This is a genomic window from Burkholderia sp. TSV86, assembly GCF_001522865.1.
In the GTDB taxonomy this organism is placed as follows: domain Bacteria; phylum Pseudomonadota; class Gammaproteobacteria; order Burkholderiales; family Burkholderiaceae; genus Burkholderia.
Genome location: NZ_LOWB01000078.1, coordinates 171,218 through 196,923, shown reverse-complemented (window position 1 = coordinate 196,923; position 25,706 = coordinate 171,218). Strand labels below are relative to the sequence as shown.

The following is a 25,706-nucleotide window of genomic DNA, read 5'->3' as shown; positions in this document are numbered from 1 at the left end:
CCCAACGGTCAGCCGATGCTGCGCTGGCCGAAGACGAGAGCGGACAGCAGCCACGACACGATGCTGTACAAGATCGAGCCGAAGAACGCAGACCAGAACCCCGACACCTCGAAGCCCTTGAGCAGCGACGCCGCAAACCAGAAGCACAGCGCGTTCACGATGAGGATGAACAAGCCGAGCGTCAGCACGGTGACTGGCAACGTGAGCAGAATCAAAAGCGGCCGGATGACCGCGTTGATGAGCCCCAGCACGACCGCGACGATGAGCGCCGTGCCAAAGCTCTTGATGTGGATCGACGGCACCAGATACGTGATGCTCAAAAGCGCGAGCGCGTTGATGATCCAGGTCAGGATAACGGTCATGTGACAAAGCTCCTAGCGTAAGGCGATCGGGCCGTGCGCGTGCGCTCCCCGATGATGGAAAACGCGCGGTGCGCCGAGCGGTGCGCCCGGCACGTGCCGGACGGCGAGCCGCCCGGCGCCCGCGCGCCGGGTAAGGACGGCGCCCGCGAGGGATCAGTAGCGATAGTGATCCGGCTTGAACGGACCTGCCTTCGGCACGCCGATATATGCCGCCTGCTCGTCGGACAGCTCCGAGAGTTGTGCGCCGATCCGTGCGAGATGCAGGCGCGCGACCTTCTCGTCGAGGTGCTTCGGCAGCACGTACACCTTGTTCTCGTACTCGGCGCCGCGCGTGAACAATTCGATCTGCGCAAGCGTCTGGTTCGTGAACGAGTTCGACATCACGAACGACGGGTGGCCCGTCGCGCAGCCGAGGTTCACGAGGCGGCCTTCGGCCAGCAGGATCACGCGCTTGCCGTCCGGGAAGATGATGTGGTCGACCTGCGGTTTGATGTTTTCCCACTGGTACTGACGGGTCGACGCGACGTCGATTTCCGAATCGAAGTGGCCGATGTTGCAGACGATCGCGTTATGGCGCATCGCCTTCATGTGATCGTGGTTGATCACGTGATAGTTGCCGGTCGCCGTCACGAAGATGTCGGCCTTGTCGGCCGCGTATTCCATCGTCACGACGCGGTAGCCTTCCATCGCCGCCTGCAGCGCGCAGATCGGATCGATCTCGGTGACCCAGACGGTAGCGCCCAGGCCGCGCAGCGACTGCGCGCAGCCCTTGCCGACGTCGCCGTAGCCCGCGACGAGCGCGATCTTGCCCGCGATCATCACGTCGGTCGCGCGCTTGATGCCGTCGACGAGCGATTCGCGGCAGCCGTACAGATTGTCGAACTTCGATTTCGTCACCGAGTCGTTCACGTTGAACGCCGGGAATGGCAGGCGGCCGTCCTTTTCCATCTGGTACAGGCGGTGCACGCCCGTCGTGGTCTCTTCGGTCACGCCCTTGATGTGCGCGAGGCGCTTCGAGTACCACGTGCCGTCGATATCGAGGTGGCGCGCGATCGCCTTATAGAGCGCGACTTCTTCCTCGTTGGTCGGCTTCGCGATCGCCGAGCGGTCCTTTTCGGCCTTCGCGCCGAGGATCAGCAGCAACGTCGCATCGCCACCGTCGTCGAGAATCATGTTCGCGAACTCGCCGTTCGGCCATTCGAAGATGCGGTGTGTGAATTCCCAGTATTCGTCGAGCGATTCGCCCTTGAACGCGAACACCGGCGTGCCCGATTCAGCGATCGCGGCGGCCGCGTGATCCTGCGTCGAGAAAATGTTGCACGACGCCCAGCGGACTTCGGCGCCCAGCGCCTTCAGCGTTTCGATCAGCACGCCCGTCTGGATCGTCATGTGCAGCGAGCCGGCAATGCGCGCGCCCTTCAGCGGCTGCTGCGCCTTGTATTCGTCGCGGATCTGCACGAGGCCGGGCATTTCGGTCTCGGCGATGTTCAGTTCCTTGCGGCCCCAGCCGGCAAGCGAGATATCGGCGACGACGTAATCCTGAGCGGAATTGGAATCGATGACAGCGGCGTTCATCACGCCCTCCTTTCTAAAAAAGTTCTAGAAAATTGTGACGTGAGCGCCGTTCAAGTAAGCGGCTGACAATGACGATGCCAAGCCGCCTGGTTGACCGTTTCCGAGCCTGGCGGGCCGTGCCCGTCGCAACGCTCCTCGGAAACAGGAAAGGATTGTAGCAAATCGAGATGGATTTTTCCGCCGTGCGCGGCAAGCGCGCCCGAAGGCCGGCCGCTCAGCCCTCCGCGCCTACCCATGCCTGCTCGCGCAGCTTCGCCCTGAGCCGCGCGACCGCTTGGCTATGCAACTGGCACACGCGCGACTCGCTGACCTCCAGCACCGCGCCGATCTCGCGCAAATTCAGCCCGCGCTCGTAGTACAGCGACATCAGCAGCTTCTCGCGCTCAGGCAAGTTGTCGATCGCATCGACGAGCGCGCCGCGCAAATGATCGTCGAGCAGCGCGGCGAGCGGATCGGCGTGATCGGCGCGGTAGCGGTCGAGGAACGGTTCGTCGTCGGCGGAGCGGTCGAAATCCTCGTAGTAGATGAGCTGGCTGCCGTGCAGATCCTGCAGCATTGCCTGGTAATCGGCGAGCGGCATTTGCAGATGCGCGGCAATTTCGGTTTCGTGTGCCGCCCGCCCGAGCCGCTGCTCGACCTGGTGCACCGCCTGCTCGACCTCGCGCGATGTCTTGCGCAGACTGCGCGGCAGCCAATCGTTGCTGCGCAGCTCGTCGAGCATCGCGCCGCGGATACGCTGCGTGGCGTAGGTTTCGAACTGCGCGCCCTGATCTTCCTTGTAGCGGCCCGCCGCGTCGAGCAGGCCGATCATTCCGGCCTGGATCAGGTCGTCGAGATCCACGCTTGCCGGCATTTTCGCGACGAGCTGCAATCCGAGGCGCCGCACGAGCGGCGCATATTGCGTCAGCACTTTGTCCTGGGAAATCTTTCCTTGAGCGTTGTACATCGTGGCCTCCGTTCGTCGTGGCGTTCGTGGCATTCAGGCGGCCCGCGCCGCGCTGCGCCCGAGCGCCGGATTGCCCGTGCGGCCGCGCCCCGCGCCCGGTGTGGCGCGCATCGGCCAATACAGCAGATCGGCAGCGATGCGCCGGTAGTCGCGCGCGGCGGCGGCCGACGGAAATGCATCGACGACGGTGCGCGCAAGTGAACGGGCGCGCTCGATCAGCGGATCGGCGGCAACGCATCCGGCATCCGCGAGCGACACCTGCAAATAGCGGCCCGCGACGCCCGCGAGGTTCTCGTAAGCGGCCCGCGCGTCGGCCGCGCTGTGCGCGTGGTTGATCAGTACGCGGAATTGCGCAAACGCGTGCGCGTAATGCAGCCGCTTCATCCGCGCATACGCTTCGGTGATCGCCGACGCCGATACGCGCGTGACGACGATCACGTCATGCGCGTCGCGCGCGAGTATCGACAGCGCGCCGTTTGCATCAGGCTGCGCGTCGATCAGCACGACGTCGGCGGCGCCGTCGGCGAGCGCATCGCGCAGAGCGCCGCTGTAGCCGTCGCGCGCAAGCCGCGACGCCGCGCAGATCGAAAACCCGAGTTCGTGCCGCACCGGCTCGCCGTCGCGCAACCACGAGCCGCACAGCGTTGCCGCGATCGAGCGGACGTTCGCGCGCTCGTCGACGACGAGTACGTCCTTGCCGAGCGCGGCGAGCGCTGCGGCGAGGTTCGCGACCGCCGATGTGCAGCCGATGCCCGACGGGCCGCCCGTCACCACGACAAGCCGTGAGCCGCGCTGCGCGAGCAGGCGCCGCAGCCCCTCGGCTTGGTCGGTGATCCGCTTATCCAAAGCGGACCTCGTGCGGCTCGGCGCCGGCGCGCGCGCTCAATGCGCTCAGCATCGCCGGCAGATCGTCGTCGCCGGGCACGAACGGCGAATCGTCGCGCGGTGCGCAGAATGCGCTCTTCAGCAGGAATTTTTTCGTCGCGACATACAGGTTCTCCGGCACCTTCTGGCCGGTCGATACGTAATGCACTGGCAGCTTGTAGCGGATCACCGTGTCGAGCGCGCCGCCCAGGTTGCTTGCCTCGTCGAGCTTCGTCAGGATGCAGCCGGCGAGATCCGGCGCGGCGGCATCGGGCCGGACGGACGCGCGGCGGTAAGCGTGGACGACTTCGTTGAGCGTATCGCCGTGGCTCGTCGCGTTGAGCAGCAGCAGGCGCTGCACCGGCGTATCCGCGCCGTGCAGCATTGCGATCTGGTCGGACACCGCGCGGTCGCGCTGGCTCATGCCGATCGTATCGATCAGCACCATGTGCTTGTTGCGTAACTCCGCGAGCGCGAGCTGCAGATCGCCGCCGTCCTTCACCGCATGCACCGGCACGCCGAGAATCCGACCGAAGATCCGGAGTTGCTCGTGGCCGCCGATCCGGTAGCTGTCGGTCGTCAGCAATGCGACCTTGCTCGCGCCGAAGCGCATCACGCACCGCGCGGCGAGCTTCGCGGTGGTGGTGGTCTTGCCAACGCCCGTCGGCCCCATCAGTGCGAATACGCCGCCGCGCTCCATCAGCGCATCCTCGCTGTCGAGCACAGGCAGGTTCGCCGCGAGCACCGATTGCGCCCAGTCGGTCGCCGCGTCGAGCGTGCCGTGGCTGCCGCCCTCCGGCAGATGGTCGACGACGGTGCGTACGAGCTGCGCGGAGAAACCCGCCGCGATGAGCCGCTTGGTCAGCGCGCCGTGCACCGGGCTGCGGCGCTGGCGCTCGTTCCACGCAAGGCCAGCGAACTGTTCGTCCATCCGCTCGCGCAGCGAGCCGAGCGCCTGCATCACGGTGTCGTTGACGATGCGCTCGAGCCGCGCGTTCACCGCATCCGCGACGCTGAGCGCCGTGTCGTGCGGCTCGCGCCTGCCGGCCGGCTGCGATTTCGGCACGGACGCGCCGGCTGCGTCCGGCATCCGGCGCGCGACGTTGCGCACGATGTCGCGCGCCCACGCGGGCGGCTCGCCCGCCGACGCAAGCGATTCACGCGATGCGGCGGCGCCTGGCGTCGCCGCGCGCGCGCTCGTACTGGACGGCTTCTCGTGCTTGGCCAGTTGTTGCGTCAGCCGCTTCGCGTGCTCGACGAGCCACGGCGCCGGTTCGGACGGCGCGGCGGCTGTCGCGGCGGGCGAGGCGTCGGCGGCTTGGCCGCCGTGGTCAAGCGGAGCATCGGCGGCCAGTCGGCCGCGGGCGGCAAATCGCGCGTCGGCAGCAGGCTGCTCGCCGGTTGCAGACTGGCTATCCGCAACGCCGCGGCCATCGGTGATCAATCGGTCATCAGCGGCGAATCGATCGCCGGCTGCCGGGCGCGCATCGGCGATGGGGCTGCCGTCGCTTGCCGCGCCGTCCGCAGCGGCAGGCGGGAACGCGTGCGCGCCGCTTCCTGCGGCGGCGTTGGTCATCGCATCGGCCGACAGGCCGGCGCTCGCGCCGAACACCGATGAGAACACGTCCGGCAGCCCGCCCGCCGCATACGGATTCGAATTCGGATTGGCCGCGACGCGCGACGCCGGCGCAGCCGCCACGCTCAGCCCCGGCAGCGCGGCAGCCGAGGCCGACGCCGCAAACGGCGCGGCGCTTCCCAGCGCCACCGACGCCACCGGCAATGCCGGCGCCGCGCCGAACGCAGCCGCCGCGCCCGCCGTCTGCACGGGCCGTGGCCCCGCCGCGCGAACGCGCGCCTGCTGCTGCGCCTGCGCGCCGCCGTGCGCTTCGTCCCCTGCGGGGCGGCGCGCCGAAATCTCCGCGAGTTCGTCGGCGGGCACCGCGACAATCTCGACGCGGCCGTCTTCGAGCGTCTTGTTGGACAACACCGCGGCGTCGGCGCCCATCGCCTCGCGCACGAGGCGCAGCGCATCGCGGCTCGTCGGACCAATGAATTTGCGAATGTTCAAGCGCTACTCCCGATGACGTTCATGACCTTGATCGCGCGCGTGTCCGGCACTTCGGCGTAGGACAGCACCTTCAATTGCGGCAGGCTGCGCCGCAGAAAGCGCGCGAGCATCGCGCGCAGCGCGTGCTGGACCAGCAGCACGGGCGGCAACCCCATGTTCTGCTGGCGCAGCATCGCGTCCTGCGTGCCGACGAGCAGCGTGTGCGCGAGCCCCGGCTCGAGGCCCGGATTCGGGCCGGTCGCGAGCGCTTGCGACAGCACGCGCTCGAGATTGGCGTCGAGCCCCATCACCTGCATCTCGCCCGAGCCCGGATACCATTGCTGCGTGATCGCGCGGCCAAGCGCGAGCCGTACCGCGGCGGTGAGGTCGTAGGGATCGGTGAGGCGGCCGGCCTGCTCGGACAGCGCTTCGATGATCGTGCGCATGTCGCGGATCGGCACGCCTTCGTCGAGCAGGTTTTGCAGCACTTTTTGCAACGTCGTCAGCGACACCGTCTTCGGCACCAGATCCTCGACGAGCGACGGCGCGTCGCGCCCGGTGCGCTCGATAAGCGCCTGCACTTCCTGCCGGCCGAGCAGCTCGGCCGCGTGCTGGACGACGAGGATTCAGGTGCGTGGCGACGACCGTGCTCGCGTCGACCACCGTATAGCCGTACACCTGCGCCTGTTCGCGCAGCGACGTATCGATCCACACGGCGGGCAGGCCGAACGCCGGGTCCTGCGTCGGCGCGCCGGGCAGCGCGGCCGTCACCTGCCCCGGATTGATCGCGAGCCACTGCCCCGGATACGCCTCGCCAACGCCGACCTCGACGCCCTTCAGCGCGATCCGGTATGCGTTCGGCCGCAGTTCGAGGTTGTCGCGGATATGGATGACGGGCGGCAAGAAGCCGATTTCCTGCGCGAACTTCTTGCGGATGCTCTTGATGCGCTTGAGCAGCTCGCCGTCGCCATGCTTGTCAACGAGCGGAATCAGCCGGTAGCCGACCTCGAGCCCGAGCGGATCGATCAGCGTCACGTCCTCCCAGCTCGCTTCGTGGCTGTCGGCCGGCAGCGCGGCGGGCGGCACGATGTCGGCGATCGCGCTGGCCGCGCGCCTCGCGGCTTCGCGCCGGGTCATGGTCCGCGCGAGTGCGAGCGCGCCGCCGCCGAGCAGCAGGAACGCGGCGTGCGGCATGTTCGGGATCAGCCCCATCAGCACGATGATCGAACCGGTGATCGCGAGCACGCGCGGGTTCGTGAAAAGCTGCGTCGTGAGTTGCGTGCCGATGTCCTGGTCGGTCGCGACGCGCGACACGATCACGCCCGCCGCGGTTGAAATCACGAGCGACGGAATCTGCGCGACGAGGCCGTCGCCGATCGTCAGCAGTGTGTAGTTCTTGCCCGCCGCGGCGAAGCTCATGTCGTGCTGGACGATCCCGACGATGAGCCCGCCGATCACATTGATCGCCATGATGATGAGGCCCGCGATCGCGTCGCCGCGCACGAACTTCGACGCACCGTCCATCGAGCCGTAAAACTCCGCTTCCTGCGCCACGGCCTGACGGCGCTTTTTCGCCTGCTCTTCGTTGATGAGGCCGGCGTTCAGATCGGCGTCGATCGCCATCTGCTTGCCGGGCATCGCGTCGAGCGTGAAGCGCGCGGACACCTCGGCGATGCGTCCCGCGCCTTTCGTGATCACCATGAAGTTGATGATCATCAGGATCACGAACACGACGATGCCGACCGCGAAGTTGCCGCCGACGAGAAAATGGCCGAACGCCTCGATCACCTGGCCGGCCGCGTCCGGGCCGGTGTGGCCCTCGAGCAGCACGATGCGCGTCGACGCGACGTTCAGCGACAGCCTGAGCAGCGTCGAGAACAGCAGCACGCTCGGAAATGCCGCGAAATCGAGCGGCTTCATCGTGTACATGCTGACGAGCAGCACCATTACCGACAGCGCGATATTGAACGTGAACAGCAGATCAAGCAGCAGCGGCGGCAGCGGCAAGATCATCATCCCGAGGATCATGCAGATGAGCACCGGGCCCGCGAGCGCGCGCAGGTTCGCGCCCGCGAGAAGCTGCGGACGCTTCGAGAGGAAGGCGGCCGGCGTGCTCATGCCGCGCCTGTGGCGTCGCCATCGCGACGGTTGCGGTTTTCCCGGCCTGCGCGGCTTTCATCGGCGGCCGTATCGCGCATGCCGCGTTCATGCTCGCCGAGCGCGTCTTCGGCTTCCTCGCGCTCGTCTTCGGGCGCCGCGCGCGCGCCCTTGTCGAGTTCGGCGGGCACGTGGAGATCGACCGGCGTCGCGGGCACATCGCCGCCTTGCGCATGAAAACGCTTCAGTTGATACACCCACGCGAGCACTTCCGCGACGGCCGCATAGAGCGCGCCCGGAATCTCGCGCTCCAGCTCGACGTGGTGATAGAGCGCGCGCGCGAGCGGCGGCGCCTCGAGCAGCGGCACCCGGTGCTCGGCCGCCAGCTCGCGAATCCGCGCGGCGACGAGATTCACGCCTTTCGCGACCACCTTCGGCGCGCGCATCTCGCCATCCGTGTATTTGAGCGCGACCGCGAAATGCGTCGGGTTCGTGACCACGACATCGGCCGTCGGCACGTTCGCCATCATCCGGCGGCGCGCCAGCGCACGCTGCTGCTGGCGGATCCGCCCCTTCACGTGTGGATCGCCCTCGTTTTCGCGATGCTCGCGCTTCACTTCTTCCTTTGTCATCCGCAATTTTTTGTCGTGCTGCCAGAGTTGGTACGGCACATCGAGGCCCGCGACGACGAGCATCCCCGCAACCGTCATCCCGCAGCACACGGCGACGAGATGCAGCGCGCCGGCAAGCGCTTGCACGAGCGGCTGCGACACGAGGCCGAGCAGAGCGTCCTTCGCACGCCAGATCGCGACACCGCCGATCACGCCGACAACGAGCGTTTTCGCAACCGCCATCCCGAGCTGGATCAGCCCGCGCATCGAAAAAATGCGGCCGAGGCCCGCCAGCGGATTCAGCCGTTCGAGCTTCAGCTCGAAGGTCTTCGTCGATATCAGCCAGCCGCCGAGCGCGAGCGGCGCGGCAAGCGCGGCGACGCCCGTCAACGCAAGCACTGGCGCAAGCGCGTACAGCCCTTCGGCGCCCGCGCGGCCGGCATCGGCAAGCATGCGGCTGGTGTCGAACGCGCGGGCGCGATCGAACGAGAACGCCGCCGCGAGCATCGTGCGCAGGTGCGCACCGATCGGCGCCGCGAGCAGCCACGCGCCGTAAAAACCCGCCGACAGCAGCGCGAACGACGCCAGCTCGCGCGAACGCGCGACCTGCCCTTCCTCGCGCGCTTTCTCGCGGCGCTTCGGGGTGGCGGCTTCTGTCCGGTCGAGATCGCTGTCCTCTGCCACGCGGGCCTCCATGCGGGCGCGGCGGGCTGCCGCTTGCCAGTGACGACGATTATTCCCGTGCGCGTCAATCGGCGATCGGTCGAGCAAAGCGGGGAAACGGGGGTATTTCTCCGGATCGGGAAAACGGGCGCGGCGGCATGCAATCGACGAAATGCACGGGCGCTAATCGGCTCGACGGGGCGGACGCGAGCCTGCCGGACGCGCTCGGCGGATCGATCCGGCAGGCGGGCACCGCCGGTATGCATCCAGGCAGGGAGCGATCGACGGGCGCGGCGGGAAGATGGGCGGGGCGGCGGTGCATGCACGGCGGGCGGCCTGCCACGGAATGCACCCGGTAAAACGCCGGGCGATATGAGCAACGCTGCGCGTTCAGCGGACCTGTTCGTCCAGATGCACGAGACGTCGCCCGCCCGGCGGGATGTTCAACGAGCTTGGCGAGGTAGACGGACGGGTTGGGCAGACCGGTTAAGCCGGCGGGTTAGGTGCGGGTTAAACCGGCAGATGAAACAGGCTGGCGGCATGAAGACGCCGCTCGCTCAGCGCTTTTGCCGAACATACGGCTTTGCAATAGCGTCCTGGCGCCCACGCATGCCGCCGCCGACCACGGTCACCCGGCCCGCTCAGCCGCCCGCCGCCCGTTGCAGCGCGGCAAGATCGATTTTCTTCATCTGCATCAGCGCCTGCATCGTGCGCGCCGCCCGTTCGGGATCGGCATCCGCAACGAGCGCCGGCAACTGCTCCGGCACGATCTGCCACGACAGGCCGAAGCGATCCTTGAGCCAGCCGCATTGCTGCGCGCGCGCATCGCCGCCTTCGGACAGCTTGTCCCAGTAGTAATCGATTTCGTCCTGTGTCGCACAATTGACGACGAACGATACGGCCGGGTTGAACTGAAACACCGGGCCGCCATTGAGCGCGACGAAGCCTTGGCCGTCCAGCTCGAAGGCAACCGTCATCACGGCGCCTTCGTCCTGGTTGGACGCCCGCGCGCTGGCTTTGTCATACCGGGCGACGCGCGTGATTCTCGCGTTGTCGAACACGGATATGTAGAACGTCACCGCTTCCTCGGCATTGCGGTCGAACCACAGGAAGGGTGTGATGCGCCGGACGGACGCGGTCATGGCGCTTCTCCTCGTCGAGACGACCCAACGATGATAGCCGCTGTCCGCGCGTATTCCGTGCTGCGTCGCAAAAAGGGCGCGGTCGCGCCCTTTTTGCCGTGAGCGTCACTCGTGCGCGCGCCGGCGCCACCCGGCGGGCGCGCCGGGTCACGACGCGAACGCGATGAACGGCGCCGCACCGCCGTTGCTGCGCAGGTCCATGCCGAAATACAGCGTCTTGCCGAAGAAGTGCGGCAGGCCGAAGTCGAGTGTCTGCGACCCGCCGAACGGCCCGCCAAGGTTCGCGATCGCGTAGGTGCTCGCGCTGAACAGCGCGTTCGCGTTATCGATCGAGATCGGCAACGACGCTTGCGCGCCATTCAAACCGGTGACGGTGGCCGTAATCGCCGTCAGCTTCGACGGGCAATAAAACGACGCGTTGTTGCTGCAAGTCGGCAACGCGACGGCGCTGCTGCTGGTGTCGAAGAAGTACGCATTCGAGCCGGAGTCGAAGAACACCGTGCTGACCATGCGTCCGAGCAGCGTGCCCGTCAGGTCGCCCGACGTCGTCGACGTGAATACCGCCGCGTTGGACGGCAGCGCATTGTTCGCCTGCGTATTGATGCCGAACGTCAGCGTGCCGGAGGCAACGCCGTTCGCCGGCGTGGTAAACGCGACGCTCACACCGTTGTTGTCGGTCGCGAAGCGCGGCACCGGATTGGCGACCTGCTGCGACAGCGGCACCGCCGCGGGCTGGCAGCTCGAATTGCCGCCCGCGCACTCGTAGTAATTGCTGTAGAGCGGCGAAGCCGCGCAGTTCGCGCCGCAATCGTAAGGCGCGGGCCCGATCCCGAGAATACCGTTCGCGCCGAGATCCGCGACCGTGTTGGACGACGGGTTGCCGTTCGAACATGAACTCGGCACGCCGGCCGAACCGAGATCGCCGATGATCTGGATTGGCAACCCGCTTGCCTGCTCGCCGGCGATCTTCACGTCGGCGGTGCGCACCGTGCCCCACGTGTAGCTCGTCACGAACTGGCCGCACTCCGCGAGCGCGCCGCCATTGCTGCCGGCGGACACGGGCAGGCTGCCGAGCACGCCCGAGGCGGCCGAGCCGATAAGCCGCAGCCCGTATGACGCGGTGTCGACGAGCACGTTGTCGATCGTCTGGCAAGCCGACGTGCCGGGCGCGCAGACGGTCACGCTGACGGTGGGCATGTTGACGACGTTCGCCACGCCCCTGCCGACGGTGAGCGCCGCCTGATTCGATGCGAGCGGCGTGCTGCCACCTGCCGAGCCGCCGCCCGTTGGGTCGGTCGTGCCTCCGCTCGAACCGGACGAGCCGCTCGAGCCGGATGAACCCGACGAATTGGACGAGCCGCTCGACGCCGACGTATTCGAGCTGCCGCTGTCGCCGCCGCCGCATCCGGCAACGAGCATGGCCGCGGCTGCCGCGATGCCGAACGCGCGGAGCCAGCGAGTCAGAATGTGATTGAAGCGCAAGATTCGTCCTCCGTCGCGATCATTGGATGTCGTTGGCGGAGAAACCCGCCGGCAACGACTGCGGCAGCCAAGCCTGGCCGGAGAACGCGCCCATGTGGCCGCCCGTGTGGACGACGAGCCCGCTCGTTTCGATCGTGGCCGGCGCGCGCGGCCCGCGTGCGTCGCGCGACGCCTTCACGCCCGCCTGGTACTGCGGGAAGTAGCTGCCGAGCAGATCGGAGAGGTTCGGCACGACGGGGCCGCGCCACGACAACGCGAACACGGTGCCCGCCGTCGACACGTACTCGCGCACGACAGTGCCAGAGCCGAACGTGGTTTCCCGCACCGCGTAGCCGGCCGGGGCCGACGACGCCGCCGAGCCTCCCGCCGCGCGGGCACTGCGCTGCAACGTGTGCACTTTCGCGGCCGAGTCGGCAGCGGGGGGCGTGATCGGCGTGCCGCCGAGCGCCGCATGAGCGGGCGATGCCGCAACGAGCCATGCGCCCGTGAAACCGGCCGCTATCGCGGCGAGCCGGCTCGATCGATTCAATCTCAACAATCTGCCTCTCCTCACATCCAGATCTTCGTCGTGAGCGGACGGCACGGTGGTCCGCGCCCGCCGCCTCGGCCATTATCGACAATTGAAATGAAAATAAAAGTTCGCAAGACCCCACGAACGAGGAGAGTAGTATGCCTGCCAATCGGGGCCGAATTCTATCGGCATCAATCTCGATGATTGTTTTTTATTACGAACCGATACCGCCGGCACTCCGGTCAAAAACCGAGGCTCGCGAGCAAATCGTCGACTTGCGCCTGGTCTTGAACGACATCCGTCTTGCCTTCCGGGTTGATCTGCGGGCCGTTCAGCAGCGAATCCGGCGTCCCCGGCCCGCCCGCCTGTTCGGCGGCAAGCGCGGCTGCCGTCGCGGCAAACTGCTCTCGCCGCTGCGGCGCGATGTTCTCGACCAGCACGCTCAGCAATTGCTGCTCGATCAGGTAGACCATCTCCATGATCTTCTTGATGACCTGACCGGTCAGATCCTGGAAGTCCTGCGCGAGCATGATCTCGAGGAGTTGCGCGTTGGTCGCGCCCGTCGCCTGCGGCAACGCGCGCAGGAAGGCGCGGGTGTCGTCCATCAGGACGCGCACTTCGGCGCGCTCGATCGGCGTCTCGTACCACCTCGCCCAGCGCGCGTCGAGTACCGCCGCTTCCTCCTGCAGGCGCGCCTGCACCGGTTTCGCGATCTCAATCGCGGTGAGCACCCGCTCGGCCGCCTGCTCGGTCATCGCGACGACGTAGCGCAGCCGATCGCGTGCGTCGGGCACCGCTTCCGCCGCCTGCGCGACGTGCTTGTCGAGCCCCAGTTCGCGCATCGAATCGCGCAGCGTGCGCGTCACCTGGCCGACACGCGCGAGGATCCGGTCGCTCGCCAGATCGGCCGCTTCAACTGATCCGGTGGGTTCGGCCGCTTCTGTCATGTCGGCCGGCTGGCCGTGCGCACCGCCGACGGCGGGCGCCGCATGGGTCGGCTCGTTCACGTCAGCTCCCCGCCTTCGCCAGCTTTTCCAGAATCTTGTTGAGCTTCTCGTCGAGCGTCGCCGCGGTGAACGGCTTCACGACGTAGCCGCTCGCGCCCGCCTGCGCGGCCGCAATGATGTTCTCCTTCTTCGATTCGGCCGTCACCATCAGCACCGGCAGATGCGCGAGCGACGCATCCGCGCGAATCTCCTTGAGCATTGCGAGGCCGTCGAGGTTCGGCATGTTCCAATCGGAGATCACGAAGTCGTAGCCGCCGCCGCGCAGCCGCGCGAGGCCGGCCAAGCCGTCCTCCGCCTCGTCGACGTTCGAATAGCCCAATTCCTTCAGCAGGTTGCGCACGATTCGACGCATCGTCGGAAAATCGTCCACCACCAATATCTTCATGCTCTTGTCCATCTTCTGTTCCTTTCCAGATTCGAATTCCGTGACCGGGGATTTGCCGTGATGCCGGTCACGCCGCCGCGGGTTCCGCCGGATCGGCGCGCCGCCCGGCGCGCTCGCGCTATACGCGCTGCACGCGCTCGCCCATCGACGCGAGGCGCGCCATGATGCGCCGGCTCAGGTCGGCAAGCGGCGAGATGTCGTCGACGCCGCCCGCCGCGATCGCCTCGCGCGGCATCCCGAATACGACGCAGCTCGCCTCGTCCTGAGCGAACGTGTATGCGCCCGCCTTCCTCATCTCGGCAAGCCCGGCCGCGCCGTCGCGCCCCATCCCGGTGAGGATCACGCCGAGCGCGTTCTTGCCGGCGTGCTGCGCGGCCGAGCGGAACAGCACATCGACCGACGGCCGGTGGCGGTTGACGGGCGGCTCGTCGGACAGGTGCGCAATATAGTTCGCGCCGCTTCGCGCGAGCAGCAGGTGCGCGTGACCGGGCGCGATGTACGCATGCCCCGGCAACACGCGCTCGCCGTGCTCCGCCTCCTTCACCGAGATCCGGCACAGCCCGTTCAGACGCTGCGCGAACGAGCGCGTGAAGCCGGGCGGCATGTGCTGCGCGATCAGCACTGCGGGCGCGTCGGGCGGCAGTGGCGTGAGTACTTCGCGGATCGCCTCGGTGCCGCCCGTCGACGCGCCGACGATGATCAGCTTCTCGGTACTGACGAGCGGGTTGTTCACGAGCGGCGCGCCGCCGGCGGGCTGACCGGCCGAGACCGCCGCCTGGGCCGGGCGCGTGTGTTGCCGAACGCGTGCGCGTGACGCCGCGCGCACCTTGTCGGCGAGCTTTTCCGCGTAATCGAGCATCCCGTCGCGAATGCCGACGCGCGGCTTCGTGACGAAATCGACCGCGCCCAGCTCGAGCGCGCGCAACGTGATCTCCGAGCCGCGCTCGGTCAGCGACGACACCATGACGACCGGCATCGGCCGCAGCCGCCTCAGCTTCTCGAGAAAATCGAGTCCGTCCATGCGCGGCATCTCGACATCGAGCGTCAGCACGTCCGGGTTGTGCTGCTTGATCAGCTCGCGCGCGACCAGCGGATCGGGCGCGGTCGCACACACCTCCATGTCCGGCTGGCCATTGATGATCTCGGTCATCAGGCTGCGGATCAGCGCCGAATCGTCGACGCACAACACTCGGATTTTCTTTTGCACAGCGTTCAAGCCTCCTGCTTTCCTGTGACGGACTGCGGCGCAGCCCGTGTACCGAACCTTTCCATGCGCGTTGGCGCAGCCGGGCGCGGCGCGCCCGCGCCAAACAGCTCGACGCGCGCGCGCGGGCCGCCATCGCGCGCACCGCGCGCCGCGGCTGTCTCGCGGGCAAGCAGCGCCGCTTCGCGCTCGGTCACGGCGGGCATCTGCACACGCAGTTTCTTCACCATCGCCTGGCCGGTATACGGCATGAAAGCGACCTTGCGCGGATGCACGCCCTGCAGATCCTCGGCGCTCAGGCGGATGCGTTCGAGCGAGAGATAGCGGCGCACGAAATCGGCGTTGCGATCGCCGATGTTGATCGTCGTCATGCCTGCAAGCACCGCTGCGCCGCCAAACACCTTCGCCTCGAAGCGCTCGCGGCGCCCGCCCGCCTTGATCAGCTCGTTGATCAGCACTTCCATCGCGTAGGCGCCGTAGCGCATCGATTCGGATGCGGCCGCGCCCGGGTCCGCGCCGTCGTCCGGCAGCATGAAATGATTCATCCCGCCGATCCGCGCGACGGGATCGTGCAAGCACGCGGCAACACACGATCCGAGCACGGTCACGAGCACCATGTCTTCGTTGGTCGTATAAAACTCGTTCGGCAGCAGCTTCACGCCGCGCCGGCGAAAGTGCGTATCGAAATAGAGATTGGCCGCGATCGGCAGCGCGCTCATCGTCGCGCTTCCCCGCTCGGCGCCGCGCCGCGCGCAAGTTCGTAGACCGTCTGACCGCGCAGCTGAAACGCCCGCGTGACATACGAGAAGTTCTCCGAATGGCCGGCAAATAGCAGGCCGCCCGGCTTCACCAGCGGCTCGAAGCGCGCGAGCACTTGCGCTTGCGTCGGCTTGTCGAAGTAAATCATCACGTTGCGGCAAAAGATTGCGTCGAACGGCTTCGAGAAGCCGTAGTCGGCATCCGTCAGGTTGAGTTGCGCGAAGCGGATCATCGCGCGCAGTTCCGGACGCACTTTCACGCGCCCCGCCTGTGCGCCCGTTCCCTTCAGGAAGAAGCGCCTGAGCCGCTCCGGCGGCAAATGCCTGACCTGCTCGAACGCATAGACGCCCGCTTGCGCCTTCGCGAGCACTTGCGTGTCGAGATCCGTCGCGACCACGCTTGCCGAGCGCGCGGCACGCTCGCCCAGTGCCTCGACGAGTGTCATCGCGATCGAATACGGCTCCTCGCCCGTCGACGCCGCCGAGCACCACACTGATACCGGCGGCTCGCGGTGCTTGACGAACTCCGCGAGGATCGGAAAGTGATGCGCCTCGCGAAAAAAAGCGGTCAGATTGGTGGTCAGCGCGTTCGTGAAGGCTTCCCACTCGGCCGGATCGTCATCGCGTTCGAGCAGTTCCAGATAGTCGCAAAAGCGGCTCAGCCCGCGTGCGCGCAAACGCCGCGCGAGCCGGCTGTACGCCATATCGCGCTTATGCTCGGACAGCGAGATGCCGGCGACGCGATGGATCAGCGCGCGGATCTTTGCGAAATCGGCCGACGTGAACGAGAAATCCCGCGCGGCGTCGCCCGGCAGCGCGAGCGGTTCAGGCACGTCGGAGCGAAGAGCGGCACGGGCGGGCGTCATGTCGGGGCAGAAATCAAAAGGTTTCCCAATCGTCATCCGATGAGGCCGAAGCGAGCGCCGGCTGAGACTCGTTCGACAGCACGGGGCGCTTGAGCGCGGACGCCGATGCGGTTTCGGCCGGCTGAGCCGCGCTCGCGCGTTGCGGCGCACGCGCGGCCGATGCCGGTTTCGCGAGCTTGGGGGCATAAGCCGACGCGGGCGACGCGAACTTCGGTGCGGCCTCGCTCGTCTTCGCGAAAGCCGCCCGTGCGGCCGGGCTGGCATGGGCGGCGTCAGACGCGGGCCGCGTCGGCGAACCGGCGGCGCTCATCGCGGCTGCCGTTGAAGCCGATGATCCGTGCTGCGCGGCGCGCGCGGACGCAGGCATCGCTTGCGATGCCGCGAGCGCCGCCGTCGCGGACGATGCGGCCGCTGCAGCGGAAACGGACGCCGCATGCGGCGCGCCCTGCGCCGCCGAAACCGATGGCGGGCGCAGCCCGGCCGCAGCCCGCATGCCGGCCGCGCCCGCCCTATCGGCCCTGTCGGCCACGAACGGTCCGCCTGCCGCCTCGCGCGCCCGCGCGGCCTTCTCGCCGGTTGAGCCGGTTGAGCCGGACGCGATCACGCCGTCGATGCGCCACCCCGCGACAACCTGCTTCAATTGCCGCATCTGCTCTTCGAGCGACGCGGCGGCCGCCGCCGCTTGCTCGACGAGCGCCGCATTTTGCTGCGTGACGGCGTCCATCTGGCTCACCGCGCGCGTGACCTGAACGATGCCCGTCGATTGCTCTTCGGACGCCGCGCTGATCTCGCCCATGATGTCGGTCACGCGCCGCACGGCCTGCACGATCTCGGCCATCGTCGCGCCCGCGCGCTCGACGAGCGCCGAGCCGCTTTGCACCTTGAGCGCCGAATCACCGATCAGTTGCTTGATCTCCTTCGCCGCACCCGCACTGCGCTGCGCGAGCGAGCGCACCTCGCCCGCGACCACTGCGAAGCCGCGCCCCTGCTCTCCCGCTCGCGCGGCCTCGACGGCCGCATTGAGCGCGAGAATGTTGGTCTGGAACGCGATTCCTTCGATCGTGCCGATGATATCGGCGACCTTCGTCGAACTCGCCGCGATATCCTGCATCGTCACCACGACCTGACCGACAACTTCGCCGCCTTGCGTCGCGATGTCGGACGCATTCACCGCGAGCTGGCTCGCCTGCCGGGCGTTTTCCGCGTTCTGGCGCACCGTGCCCGTCAACTGCTCCATGCTCGACGCCGTTTCCTGCAGCGATGCCGCCTGCGATTCCGTGCGCTGCGACAGATCCGCGTTGCCGCTCGCGATTTCGTGCGCGCCGGCATCGATCGCCGCCACGCCGCGATGCACGGCCGCCACCATTTGTGACACTGCCGCCCGCATCCGGCCAATGCCTTCGAACAGCCGGCCGATTTCGTTGGTGCCGTGCGCGCGCTCGACCGGCGCGAGATCGCCTGTCGCGATGCGCTCGAACTGCGCGGCCGCGACGGCGAGCGGCTCGACGATCAGCCCGCGCAGCGCGAACCGGGTGCCGATCACGATCGCGAACGCGAGCGCGATGCCCGCGGCAATCAGCGTGGTCATCAGCGAAATGCGCGCCTGCGTTGCGCCGAAGCGGCCTTCCGCGCGGCTCGCGTGCGCGGCCGCCACGGCCGACGCCGCGTTGTCGTAAGCGACGAACATCGGGCTGATCTTCGTCTCGGCGATCGCACGGTACGCGGCCAAATCGCCCGCGCGCGCAGCCGCGAATTCGGGCTCGACGCCGTCCTTCACGAGCGCGCCATAGCGTGCGGCAAGCTCGTCGGTAAGCGCCGGATCGATGCCGTCCTTCGACGCGGCCAGATACGTCTGCCAGTGCTGCGCCGATTTCGCGTACAGTTCCTGCGCGCGCGCGAGCACCTTCTGCGCTTCGTCGGCATTGCCTGATTCGGTCAGCGCCTTGAAGCGGCCGAGCGACACCCGCGCGCGCAGCAAATACGACGACGCCTCGTCGAGCGTATGGATCGTCGGCAGATCGCCATGCGCGATCGCATCGAGCGAGCCGCCCGCTTCGTGCAGCGCGTAAAGCCCAAGCCCGCCGACCAGCGCGGCCACGAGCACCATCATGGTTCCGATCGCCGTCAGCGTCGTGCGGATCGACCAGTTGTCCAGCATCGTCAGCTCCCTTGTAGTTCCATTGCGGCCGGCACAGCTGCGCGGGCTCACGCGCCGAGCGTCTCGATGAGCGCCATCTCCTTGCTCGTCATCAGTTTCTCGATATCCATCAGGATCAGCATCCGGCCGTCGACCGTGCCGAGGCCCGTCAGGTATTCCGTCGTTAGCACGCCGCCGAACTCCGGCGCCGGCATGATCTGCTCGGAGGCGAGCGTAAGCACGTCGGACACGCCGTCGACCACCATTCCGACAACGCGATGCGCAACGTTCAGGATGATCACGACCGTTTGATGGTCGTAATCGACGCGGCCGAGATGGAACTTGATCCGCATATCGACGATCGGCACGATGATGCCGCGCAGATTGATCACGCCCTTGATGAAATCGGGCGCGTTCGCGATCCGCGTCACGCTGTCGTAGCCGCGGATTTCCTGCACTTTCAGGATGTCGATGCCGTATTCCTCGTCACCGAGCGTGAAGACGAGGAACTCTTGTCCCGTCGCGTCGCCCGCTTCGGCGTCGCGGCGGTTGGCGGCCGCGCTCGCGGCGGCCGGATGAGTCGTTTGGACTTCGGACACGTTAGCCCCCAGGTCGATGAATCACGTAATGATTGGCGTCGGTCACGGCGCGGCGAGCGCCGCGCCCGGATGCACGCCGTGCGTTGCGCGGGTCTCGCGGTTGAGCGCCGCGACATCGACGATCAGCGCGACGCTGCCATCGCCGAGTATGGTCGCGGCGGAAATGCCGTACACCTTCCGGTAGTTCGTTTCGAGATTCTTGACGACCACCTGCTGCTGACCGACCAGTTCGTCGATCAGCATCGCAAAGCGCCGGCCCTCCGTCTGCATGATCGTGACGATGCCCTGCGTCGGATCGGTGCGCGCGTCGGCCACCGAGAACACTTCGTGCAGCGCGATGAGCGGCAGATATTCGCCGCGCACGCGGACCACGCGCTCGCCGTTGCCGATCGTGTAGATATCGTCGGCGCAAGGCTGCAGCGATTCCATCACGAAGTTCAGCGGCAGAATGAAAATCTCGCTGCCGACCTTCACCGACATCCCGTCGAGAATCGCGAGCGTGAGCGGCAGCACGATCCGCGTGGTCGTGCCGCGGCCCGCCACCGAGGCGATCTCGACGTGCCCGCCCATCGATTGGATATTGCGCTTGACGACATCCATGCCGACGCCGCGTCCCGAAACATCGGTCACGACTTCGGCGGTCGAGAAGCCCGTCGCGAGAATCTTGTCGCGATTGAGCCCCGCGCCGTCGTCACTGACCTCGATCACGATGTTGCCGCCGTGATGCGCGGCAGACAGCACGAGCTGGCCGACCGGGTCCTTGCCTGCCGCGCGGCGCTTGTCGACCGTCTCGACGCCGTGATCGAGGCTGTTGCGCACGAGGTGCGTGAGCGGATCGATGATGCGCTCGATCAGGCTCTTGTCGAGCTCGGTCGCCTGTCCGAACGTGACCAGTTCCACCTGCTTGCCAAGCTTGCCCGCGAGATCGCGGACAAGCCGCGGGAAGCGGCTGAACACGTAGTCCATCGGCATCATCCGGATCGACATCACCGCTTCCTGCAAATCGCGCGCATTGCGCTCGAGTTGCGCCATCCCGTTGAACAGGCGGTCGTGCAGCGCCGGATCGAATGTGCTGGCGGTTTCGGCGAGCATCGCCTGCGTGATCACCAGCTCGCCGACGAGATTGATGAGCTGGTCGACCTTCTCGACGCCGACTCGAATCGAGCTGCCCTCCGCGCTCGCGACGGCGGGGCGCGGCTTGCGGTCGTCGGCGTGATGGGCGGCGGCTGCGGTGGAAACCGGCGCGGCGCCGAAGGGTTGGCTCGGCGCGGGGACAACCGGTTCGGCTGAGGCCGGCGGTGCCGAAGGCGTGGCGCCACGGCCGGCCGGTGCCGATGCTGCCGCGAGCGGTGCGGCGGACTGCGTAGCAGGCACCGTAGCGGGTTCCGGCGTTGCGGATGAGTTTGCCGATGCTGCGGACAGCGGCACGAAAGACGATGCCTGCGCCTGCGCGAGGCCGGTTGCATGCGCATGCGATGCCGGCTGCCCGGCGGCACCGGCATCGGCATCGGATCGAGCGGCCGCTTCGGCACCCGCACCGGCTGGCGCGCTGCCGCGTCCGATTGCGATCTGGCTTTCGTCGATCACGAAACAGCACACGGCGACGATGTCGTCCGACGGCACGTCGGTTTCGAGCCAAAGTGTCAGCGCGTCGCCCAAGCGCTTGCGGCCGGCGATTCGGCCGAGATTGCCAAGCTCCTCGGTCAGCAGCGCCTGGTCCTTGTCGCCGGCGCCTGTCAGCACGATCTTCAAATGCGGACCCTCTGCCGCATCGGCAGCCGAATCCGCGCCCGACGTCGGATGAGCCGCGTCGAGCGCCTGTTCGACGACATGCTCCGGCGTATCGAACGCGCGCGCAACCGGCGCGGCGGCCGGCCCCCCTGCGGCCGAAGCCGCCTCGGACGCGCCGGCAGGCGTGCGAGCCGCACCGGCGCCGCTCGCCGACGCCTTCAGCCGCTCCAGCTTCGCGCAGATCGCGGCTGCCGCGGCCGCATCGGGCTCGGCGCTCGCGCGATAGTCGGCAAGCTGGTCGGACAGCACGTCCTTCGTTTCGAGAAACGCATCGACCATCTCCTTGGTCAGCGTCAGCTCGTGGTTGCGCGCGCGATCGAGCAACGATTCGAGGATGTGCGTCGTCTCGGTGAGTGCCGTGAAGCCGAATGTCGCGGCACCGCCCTTGATCGAATGCGCGGCACGAAAAATCGCGGCCAGATCCTCGGGATCGGGCGCGGCGACGTTCAGATTCAGCAGCAACTGCTCCATCTGCGCAAGCAGTTCGTCGGCTTCATCGAAGAACGTCTGATAGAACTGTGTGATATCGAGACTCATGCCGTTTCACCGCGTAAAAACGTCGTGTTCGTCATGCATGGCTCGGACCTGCGGCAAGCGTCGCCACCAGCTCGAGCAGCGCATCGGGATCGAGCGGTTTTTCGATCCAGCCAGTCGCGCCCGCGGCGCGCGCCGCATCCTTGAACGCATCGCCGTTCTCGGTCGTGAGCACGAGGATCGGCGTCGCTTGGTACGCGCGGCGGGCTCGCAATGCAGCGATGACTTCGAGGCCGTTCTTGCTCGGCATGTAGTGATCGGTCAGAACGAGATCGAATGTCTCGTGCGCCGCGGCGTCGAGCGCTTCGTCGCCGTCTGCGGCGACCGTCACGTCGTATCCCGCATCGCCGAGCGTCGCGCGCAGCAGTGTGCGCATCGTCGCGGAATCGTCGATGGCGAGAATGGATCGGATCATGTCGCTTCTCCTATGCGTCACGGTTTTTGCGCACCGCCGGCGGGGGCATATGGAGTGGCCGCGCCCGATGCGCGAGCCGCCACTGACGCGCGGATGATTCCTGATGTGCCGCCCGTGCTGCCCGCGCCCAGGCCGGCTTGGCTTGCCGCGACGCCTGCCGCGATGCCGCCGGAGGCGCCGTGCGCGCCGGATACCCCCGCGCCGGGTATGCCGGATGCGCCCGCCGCCTCCGGCGCGGCGATCTGTTGCGCGACGCGCGCCGAGCCGGCCGCGTCGGACGATAGCGTCGTCGTTGTCGTGTCGTCGCGCATCAGCGCCTCTTCCGAACGCCGATTCAACACGATGATGCTGATCCGGCGATTCTCCGGATCGAGCGGATCGGCCTTGTTCAAATTCTGCGTCGATGCGAGACCGAGCACGCGCAACACCTTGGCCTCGTCCATGCCGCCCGCGACGAGTTCGCGCCGCGACGCGTTCGCGCGATCGGCGGACAGCTCCCAATTGCTGTAGCCTTTGTCGCCGCCCGCATAAGGAACGGCGTCGGTATGCCCCTGAACGACGATCCGGTTCGGCACTTCGTTCAGCGTCTTGCCGATTTCGCGCAGGATGTCGCGCATATACGGCTCGACCGCATCGCTCGACATCGCGAACATCGGCCGCTTCTGCGAATCGACGATCTCGATGCGCAGCCCCATTAGCGTCGAATCGATGCGGATCTGCTGTTTGAACTGGCGCAACGTCGGGTTCGCCTCGATCGCGGCCATCAGCTTGATTTGCAAATCGTGCAGCCGCACCTGCTCGCGGCGCTCGAACGAGCCCTGCGCGTGTGCGCGCGATTCGTCGTCGTCGCGCCGGACGATACGCTCGGCGAGGTTCGTCGCGCCATCGGTGCGGCGCGACGCGCCGGCGTCGATGCTCGACAGATCGCGGCCGCCGCCCTTGATGATGCTCGAATCGTCCGCACTGCGATCCCCGCCGAAGAGCGCGGCCTTCAACGGCGTGTTGAAGTATTCGGCGATGCCCTTCAACTGCACCGGCGTCGCCGCGGACAGCAGCCACATCAGCAGAAAAAACGCCATCATCGCGGTCATGAAATCCGCGTATGCGAGCTTCCATGCGCCGCCGTGGTGCCCTTTCTTCTGCGGACTCACCCGCTTGACGATAACCGCCTGATCCTTGCCCTTGCTCATTGCCCGGCTCCGCGCTTATTTCGCCTTCACGCGGCGCACATGCTCTTCAAGCTCCGCGAACGACGGACGCTCGGTCGAGAACAGCACCTTGCGGCCGAATTCGACCGCGATCGCGGGCGCATAGCCGTTCAGGCTCGCGAGGATCGTCACCTTGATGCACTGGAACATCTTGGTCGACTCCGCGGCCCGCTGCTCCGCCAGACTCGACAACGGGCCGATCAGGCCGTAGGAAAGCAGGATGCCGAGAAACGTGCCGACCAGCGCCTGCGCGATCATCGCGCCGAGCACTGCGGGCGGCTTGTCGGCCGACGCCATCGTATGCACGACGCCCATCACCGCGGCAACGATCCCGAACGCCGGCATCGCGTCGCCCACGCGCATCAGCGCATGCGCGGGGCCTTCACCCTCCGCGTGGTGCGTGTCGATCTCCTCGTCCATCAGGCTCTCGATCTCGAACGCGTTCATGTTGCCGCCCACCATCAAGCGCAGATAGTCGGTGAGGAATTCGACGATATGCCTGTCGGCGAGAATCTTCGGGTATTGCGTGAAAATCGGGCTCTTCCCCGGCTCGTCGATGTCCGCCTCCAGCGTGAGCGTGCCCTCCTTGCGCGCCTTCGCGAGCAACACGTACAAGAGCCCCATCAGCTCCATGTAGATGTCCTTGTTGTACTTCGATCCCTTGAACAGCGACGGCAGCACGCGCAGCGTTGCCTTGATCGTTTTTAAGCCGTTGCCGAGAATAAACGCGCCGACGCCCGCGCCGCCGATCATCAAGATCTCGACAGGCTGGACGAGCGCGCCGAGATGTCCGCCCGCCAGCGCGTAGCCGCCGAACACCGACAACACCGTCACGAGAGTTCCTAGGAAAATCAGCACTGCCTGTTCCTCACGAATGAGCAGCCGAGAGGCCGCCGTTAAGTGGTTTACGGCAGTCGGAGCAAAAACTTTGGCGCGTGCGGGAACGCGCCGCAAACGCCGGCCTGCGCGGCGCCGGTCAACGCGTGCGGTGCAGCGGCCGGCACGCCAGCCGAAGGAAAACGCCGCCCGGAGATACGGCCGAGCCGGTGTCCGCGCGGCGCTCGGCCGTGCGCGAGCACGCCCGCGTCATCCGCATGGCGCCCGCCCCGGCGCAAGCGCTCATACCTTCGCCGCGCCCGGCCACGCCGCTGCCGCTGCGGCGGCACGCCGCCCGCGCCGCGCGTTACGCCGCGATCGCGGCCTGTCCGGCTTGGGCCGCCTTGCGGGTTTTGCCCGCGCGCGACGGCGGCTGACATAGGCCGCACACGTAACCGTGCTGCGGATCATGAGCGTGCGCGACAAAATGTCCGCCGCAACGCGTGCATGGCGTCGTCTGCAACATCCCCGAATCGAAGAAGCGCACCAGCGTCCACGCGCGCGTCAGGCTCAACGCCGGCTCGTCGCCCGACAGGCTGATGTGTTCGAGATACAGCCGGTAAGCCTTGACGATCGCGTGGATCGATTCGCAGCCCCCGTGCTCGCGCATGAAGCGGTAGATGTTGTAAAACAGCGACGAATGGATATTCGGCTGCCAGGTCATGAACCAATCGGCCGAGAACGGCAACATGCCCTTTGGCGGCGACGCGCCCTTCAGCTCTTTGTAAAGTTTGATGAGTCGATCGCGCGACAGGCTCGTCTCGGCTTCGAGCAACTGCAGCCGCGCGCCCAATTCGATCAGCTCGATCGCCAGGGTGATTTCCTTGACTTCGATCACCACGCTCTTGGAAGCCATCGTTACGCTCCGCTATTTCGATGAATCGGCTATGCGACCGGCCGCGCCCACGCACGCGCATCCGGTGCGCGCGCCGCACGCCAGGCCGCTCAACGCAGGCTTTCGACTGGCTGGCCGGCCATCAGGATCGCCGAATGGGCGTGGGCGACGGCAGCGCTGCGGCCTTTATCGGCAAGCGACGACAGCAGGGTGTGATCGTCGAAGCGAAAGCGGCAAAGCATCTGATTCGACGCCGCGAGCTTGACGGTTTGCGCGAGCGTCAGATTGCCGAGCACGTCCGCGAGCGCTTCCGAGATTCCCATTCTGAACATACCCATTGCTTTGTCCTCGCGCAGCAACCGTTGGGCGAGCAGTAAGTAGGACAGGTTAACTTCGTTGATCTCGGCGAGCATTTCGCTGGTCGTACCCATGATTCGATTTCCCCGTAAGAAAGCTTGGCCTATCGGTAATGCTTATGAAAACGTTTGCCAGATGACTCACAAACGCACGGGCGGTTGACCCGTTTATAGTCTTACAAGCATTTTGGACAATTGCCTGGTGTGCCGCTATCAGTGAAGGGGAATGCGCGTTGCCGGATTTGTCTGTAAACCGTGTAGGAATTTTTCTGACACGCGGCGTGTTTCACCCGCGCGGCGCGAATCGACTGTCGAGTCGCTCTGATTCGATTGTGGCCTGGCGAGATCCTCAGTCCGGCGAATCCTGTTTAGCGCAATCCACTCGCATTCGGAACGCCGCTTCTACCTCTCGCTTTATCTTTGATGCAGATCGAC

Annotated in this window: 22 protein-coding genes, 1 pseudogene and 1 riboswitch; all 23 genes and pseudogenes read right to left on the bottom strand. The window is 66.8% G+C overall.

What is annotated here, in order from left to right:
- Nucleotides 1-8 precede the first annotated feature (8 nt).
- Nucleotides 9-362 carry a phage holin family protein gene (locus tag WS68_RS14955; protein ID WP_059571539.1) on the bottom strand — a complete coding sequence of 118 codons (354 nt, stop codon included), beginning with the start codon at nt 360-362 and terminating at the stop codon, nt 9-11.
- A gap of 153 nt (nt 363-515) precedes the next feature.
- Nucleotides 516-1,937: an adenosylhomocysteinase gene (gene ahcY / locus WS68_RS14950; protein WP_059571538.1), complete on the bottom strand. Its 1,422-nt coding sequence runs from the start codon at nt 1,935-1,937 to the stop codon at nt 516-518.
- 34 nt (nt 1,938-1,971) lie between these two features.
- Nucleotides 1,972-2,080, bottom strand: a riboswitch (S-adenosyl-L-homocysteine riboswitch).
- 71 nt (nt 2,081-2,151) lie between these two features.
- Nucleotides 2,152-2,883 (bottom strand): RNA polymerase sigma factor FliA, encoded by a 732-nt coding sequence (locus WS68_RS14945; RefSeq protein ID WP_059571537.1) that lies wholly within the window; start codon nt 2,881-2,883, stop codon nt 2,152-2,154.
- Nucleotides 2,884-2,916: 33 nt separating this feature from the next.
- Nucleotides 2,917-3,729, bottom strand: coding sequence for a MinD/ParA family ATP-binding protein (locus tag WS68_RS14940; RefSeq protein WP_059571536.1), 813 nt, complete (start codon nt 3,727-3,729; stop codon nt 2,917-2,919).
- Entirely contained in the window at nt 3,722-5,815 is a 2,094-nt protein-coding gene (flhF, locus tag WS68_RS14935) for a flagellar biosynthesis protein FlhF (RefSeq protein WP_059571535.1), read from the bottom strand. Before flhF ends, WS68_RS14940 begins: the two co-directional genes overlap by 8 nt.
- A pseudogene (gene flhA / locus WS68_RS14930) lies at nt 5,812-7,912 on the bottom strand (flagellar biosynthesis protein FlhA). Before flhA ends, flhF begins: the two are co-directional and overlap by 4 nt.
- Complete coding sequence (flhB, locus tag WS68_RS14925; protein ID WP_197419611.1) at nt 7,909-9,186, bottom strand: flagellar biosynthesis protein FlhB; 1,278 nt, start codon at nt 9,184-9,186, stop codon at nt 7,909-7,911. Before flhB ends, flhA begins: the two are co-directional and overlap by 4 nt.
- 620 nt (nt 9,187-9,806) lie before the next feature.
- Entirely contained in the window at nt 9,807-10,307 is a 501-nt protein-coding gene (locus WS68_RS14920; protein ID WP_059571534.1) for a VOC family protein, read from the bottom strand.
- Between the two features lie 147 nt (nt 10,308-10,454).
- Entirely contained in the window at nt 10,455-11,789 is a 1,335-nt protein-coding gene (locus tag WS68_RS14915) for a DUF3443 domain-containing protein (protein ID WP_059571533.1), read from the bottom strand.
- A gap of 19 nt (nt 11,790-11,808) precedes the next feature.
- Nucleotides 11,809-12,324 (bottom strand): DUF2844 domain-containing protein, encoded by a 516-nt coding sequence (locus tag WS68_RS14910; RefSeq protein WP_059571585.1) that lies wholly within the window; start codon nt 12,322-12,324, stop codon nt 11,809-11,811.
- 218 nt (nt 12,325-12,542) lie between these two features.
- Entirely contained in the window at nt 12,543-13,307 is a 765-nt protein-coding gene (gene cheZ, locus WS68_RS14905; protein ID WP_059571532.1) for a protein phosphatase CheZ, read from the bottom strand.
- Between the two features lies 1 nt (nt 13,308).
- Nucleotides 13,309-13,704, bottom strand: coding sequence for a chemotaxis response regulator CheY (gene cheY / locus WS68_RS14900; RefSeq protein WP_059516180.1), 396 nt, complete (start codon nt 13,702-13,704; stop codon nt 13,309-13,311).
- Between the two features lie 106 nt (nt 13,705-13,810).
- Nucleotides 13,811-14,899: a protein-glutamate methylesterase/protein-glutamine glutaminase gene (locus WS68_RS14895; RefSeq protein WP_197419610.1), complete on the bottom strand. Its 1,089-nt coding sequence runs from the start codon at nt 14,897-14,899 to the stop codon at nt 13,811-13,813.
- Between the two features lie 5 nt (nt 14,900-14,904).
- The gene (cheD, locus tag WS68_RS14890) at nt 14,905-15,615 is read right to left on the bottom strand and encodes a chemoreceptor glutamine deamidase CheD (protein ID WP_059571531.1); all 711 of its coding nucleotides are present in this window, start codon (nt 15,613-15,615) and stop codon (nt 14,905-14,907) included.
- Nucleotides 15,612-16,520: a CheR family methyltransferase gene (locus WS68_RS14885; protein WP_059571530.1), complete on the bottom strand. Its 909-nt coding sequence runs from the start codon at nt 16,518-16,520 to the stop codon at nt 15,612-15,614. Before WS68_RS14885 ends, cheD begins: the two co-directional genes overlap by 4 nt.
- Before the next feature lie 13 nt (nt 16,521-16,533).
- Nucleotides 16,534-18,678: a methyl-accepting chemotaxis protein gene (locus WS68_RS14880; RefSeq protein ID WP_059571529.1), complete on the bottom strand. Its 2,145-nt coding sequence runs from the start codon at nt 18,676-18,678 to the stop codon at nt 16,534-16,536.
- Between the two features lie 47 nt (nt 18,679-18,725).
- Nucleotides 18,726-19,256, bottom strand: coding sequence for a chemotaxis protein CheW (cheW, locus tag WS68_RS14875; protein ID WP_059571528.1), 531 nt, complete (start codon nt 19,254-19,256; stop codon nt 18,726-18,728).
- A gap of 42 nt (nt 19,257-19,298) precedes the next feature.
- Entirely contained in the window at nt 19,299-21,584 is a 2,286-nt protein-coding gene (locus WS68_RS14870) for a chemotaxis protein CheW (RefSeq protein WP_059571527.1), read from the bottom strand.
- 31 nt (nt 21,585-21,615) lie between these two features.
- On the bottom strand, nt 21,616-21,996 hold the full coding sequence (locus tag WS68_RS14865) for a response regulator (RefSeq protein ID WP_059571526.1): 381 nt from the start codon (nt 21,994-21,996) through the stop codon (nt 21,616-21,618).
- 17 nt (nt 21,997-22,013) lie between these two features.
- Nucleotides 22,014-23,186: a flagellar motor protein MotB gene (gene motB, locus WS68_RS14860; RefSeq protein WP_082710050.1), complete on the bottom strand. Its 1,173-nt coding sequence runs from the start codon at nt 23,184-23,186 to the stop codon at nt 22,014-22,016.
- A gap of 15 nt (nt 23,187-23,201) precedes the next feature.
- A complete protein-coding gene (motA, locus tag WS68_RS14855) occupies nt 23,202-24,062 on the bottom strand; it encodes a flagellar motor stator protein MotA (RefSeq protein ID WP_059571525.1) in 861 nt (286 codons plus the stop codon).
- 325 nt (nt 24,063-24,387) lie between these two features.
- Nucleotides 24,388-24,936 (bottom strand): flagellar transcriptional regulator FlhC, encoded by a 549-nt coding sequence (gene flhC, locus WS68_RS14845; RefSeq protein ID WP_059571523.1) that lies wholly within the window; start codon nt 24,934-24,936, stop codon nt 24,388-24,390.
- An 89-nt stretch (nt 24,937-25,025) separates the two neighbouring features.
- Complete coding sequence (gene flhD, locus WS68_RS14840; RefSeq protein WP_059571522.1) at nt 25,026-25,346, bottom strand: flagellar transcriptional regulator FlhD; 321 nt, start codon at nt 25,344-25,346, stop codon at nt 25,026-25,028.
- Nucleotides 25,347-25,706: the final 360 nt, after the last annotated feature.